This window comes from Hydrogenophaga taeniospiralis CCUG 15921 (genome assembly GCF_001592305.1).
Taxonomy (GTDB): domain Bacteria; phylum Pseudomonadota; class Gammaproteobacteria; order Burkholderiales; family Burkholderiaceae_C; genus Hydrogenophaga; species Hydrogenophaga taeniospiralis.
Genome location: NZ_BCWR01000034.1, coordinates 1 through 3,133 on the forward strand (window position 1 = coordinate 1; position 3,133 = coordinate 3,133).

2 protein-coding genes are annotated in these 3,133 nt (G+C 60.2%); one reads left to right on the forward strand and one right to left on the reverse strand.

The genetic code is table 11. The features are described from left to right. A partial coding sequence (locus HTA01S_RS25805) for a hypothetical protein (protein WP_218017394.1) occupies window positions 1-204 on the reverse strand: 204 nt, incomplete at its 3' end. Window positions 205-208: 4 nt separating this feature from the next. Here HTA01S_RS25805 and HTA01S_RS24340 point away from each other — a divergent pair. Then, window positions 209-3,133, forward strand: a 2,925-nt coding sequence (locus tag HTA01S_RS24340) for a glycosyltransferase (RefSeq protein ID WP_218017395.1), incomplete at its 3' end; no start/stop codon positions are given.

Consider the following 3,133-nt stretch of genomic DNA (forward strand, 5'->3'; position numbering starts at 1 on the left):
ACTGCTCTCGTTGGCAAGATTTGCGCCATAAACAACGCCCAAAGGCTTCAAGTTGTGGCCTGAGTCAGGAACTAATTCAGCACCCACCGGGACTTGGCTTAATCTGCACATGGGCACGGCTGCCACACTGCTTTCTCTGACACCACATTCGCCCGCTTCATACCAGTTCCCACCCATGAGCTCAACTACAACAAAGCCGTTCACTCTGGTGGCCTTTGCCACCTCCTGGGGGCCGAAGTTTGGAGGGATCAATGCCTTCAACACGGACCTGCTGCAGGCCATCGCGGCCGCACACTGGCAGTGGTTGCGCGTGATCTGCTTCGTCGCGGCATGTGACGAAGTGGACATCCAAACCGCACGGGCCCAAGACCAAGTCACATTGATCAACCTGGGTCTTTCAACCGGGGCGATGGGCCCTGAGCACGCCCCTCTGGTGGCGTCGAAACTGGACGCGCTCGATTTTTCGAACACCGTGTGGCTAGGCCACGACCGCATTACCGGAGCCATCGCAAACGCCATGGCCGCTGAGCATGGTGGCCGCTCTGCGCTCATTCACCACATGAGCTACGACCACTACGAGTCGTTTGCGGAAAACAGCCAGACAGCAGCGGGAAAACAGCATCTGCAGAAAACACTGTTTGAAGCTGCCACTGTGCGCATGGCCGTGGGCCCATTGTTGCGCGATGCACTGGCGGACATGCTTGATGTGCTCAATTCTGAGATCCCGATGCTTGTTCCTGGCTTGGCGGAGATTGAGGTCAAGAAGCACCATAGGAAGTTCATCGCTTTCATCAGCGGGCGATTGGACGCTGGGGCGCGAAAAATTAAACAAGCGCAACTCGGGGTGGCCGGATTTGCCCACGCCGTGCGTCAGTGCGATTGCACTGTTGGCCTACCCGACAGCCTCAAAGGTGCGGGAGAACCCAAGATCCTGCTTCGCGGCATTGACATGGAAGCCCCCATAGACCCCGGCTTCGCCGATGCCGAGCAAGAACTCAGAGCGTTCGCTGAGGAACATGCCCATCGTGCCATCAATCTGCAAGCCCTGCCCTATTGCCACAATCGGCAAGAGCTGTTTAACGAACTGCGCACCGCAAGCGTCTGCCTGATGACCTCTTGGCATGAAGGATTTGGCTTGGTCGCCTGGGAGGCCGTTGCGGCGGGCGTGCCATTGATCCTTAGCCAGAAAAGCGGTGTCTATCAATTGCTCAAGGAGAAGCACCTCGAGCAATGGGTGCATGCCCTGGACATCAAGGGCAGCCACCAGCCCCCTTATTTCAACGTGGCCGACAAGCAAGCCACCGCCGAGGCCTTGATCCAAGTCGCACAGCAACAGAGAGAATTTCAAGAAAAAGCCCATTTGCTAAGAGCAACCCTGCTGGAGGAATACACATGGCGCCACGGTGCTGACGCGTTTGTCCAGGCACTAGGCTGGCAAGCACCGAACATGGCGCCGAGCGCAGTGGCCCCCACCAGCCCCATCAGCCCCGATGGCCCCACCCTGGCCGCCCCTAAAGCCCACCCCTTTTCCCAATGGCTGGACCAACCCCTGCCGCGGTGGAGCGCTCAGGCTGGGCTCCACCCGAGCCAGCTGTTGCGGGCGGAAGAAGCGCTGGTCCCCTTTGCACCAGAATGCGAGCCTTTCCTAAGTGCGCAACTGGAATGGGCCACGGCAACCGACTACCCCATCGGGGTTCGCCTGCTAACTGGCGAAGGCGGCGCGGGAAAGACAAGGCTGGCCCTAGAGTTGTGCGAGCGCCTTCGCCAACAAGGCTGGTACAGCGGCTTTTTACGGCACAACCTCCAGCCCCGCGAGGCAGCCACACTGGCGCATGAACTCGGAAAGGCCGAGCGCCCCATTTTGATCGTCTTGGACTACGCGGAAACGCGCAGCCTCCAGCTTCTGGAGTTGCTGGCCCAGGCCTTGACGCTGCCCAGCAAACCCAAGGTACGCCTCCTGCTCCTGGCGCGCAGCAGCGGCGACTGGTGGGGGCAATTGCCTGGTATCGATGCACGCTGTGAGTCCCTGCTTAACGGTACCGCCACCACAGGTCCCTACCCTGTGCCCACCCTGTACGACAACCCCTCACAGCGGCAAATCGCTTTTGCACAAGCCTTGCGCGCCTTTTCCACTGTGTTGCAGTGCGCCGCGCCTGACATACAACCCGATTTGCATGCCACCGCCTATGGCAAGCCCCTGTACCTGCACATGGCCGCACTGCTGGCCCTGCTGGGCGAGCGCCAGGCTTCGGCCGAGGCCTTGCCTTTGGCCCTAGTGCGGCATGAACAGCGCTACTGGCACAAAGCCACCGGCACCTCTTCTAACGAAAGCAGTTGCGCGCTGCTCATGAGCTTGGTCACGCTGAGCGGCCCCGCAGCCCGGTCCAAAGATATTGAACCTCTCTGGCGCTCTGTCGAGGGCGAGGCCGCTCAGCTCAAGCCCCTGTTCAACGCACTGGTACCGCTTTACCCCGAAACCCAAGGTCTAGGTGGACTACGCCCAGACCTGCTGGGCGAAGCCCTGGTCGCCCAGCAATTGCAGGGCACGTACGGTCCGGCCATCTTGACTGCAGTACTGGGAAAGACAGGCACTGAGGCACAACGTCTTCACGCGCTTACCGTCTTGTCGCGCCTGCTGCGCTACCGCTCCGACCTGACCCCATTGATCGAAGACGCCCTGACCGCGCACTTTGCGGCGTGCGCCAAAGCGATCGTCAGGGTCACCGTGCAAACCCCCAGCTCCCTGCCCCAGGTAGCCGAGGCTAGTTTCAAACGTCTGTCGCCCGCTCTAAAACTCCAAGTTGCAGGTCTGCTGGAAAGTGACTTAAAGCATGATGTATTGCCCTTGGGCGGTATTGAGCTGCTGATCCGTCAGACCTTGAGCGACCAGGCCCAAAAGCGCTGTGAGTCCGCCAAAAGGCCTGGCGCGGACGACTGGGAAAGGTGGGGAGCAGCCTTGCTCAATCTAGGGGCGGCGCACAACCAGATCGGTGACAACAACAACGCACTGGCGTGCGCCCGCATGTCGGTCGAAAAATTGCAGCGGCTAGCCCAGAGCCAACTCGAACACGTTGGGCCCACTTGGGCCATGTCGCTGAACAACTACGCCAACTTCCTAGCCGATGACGGCCAA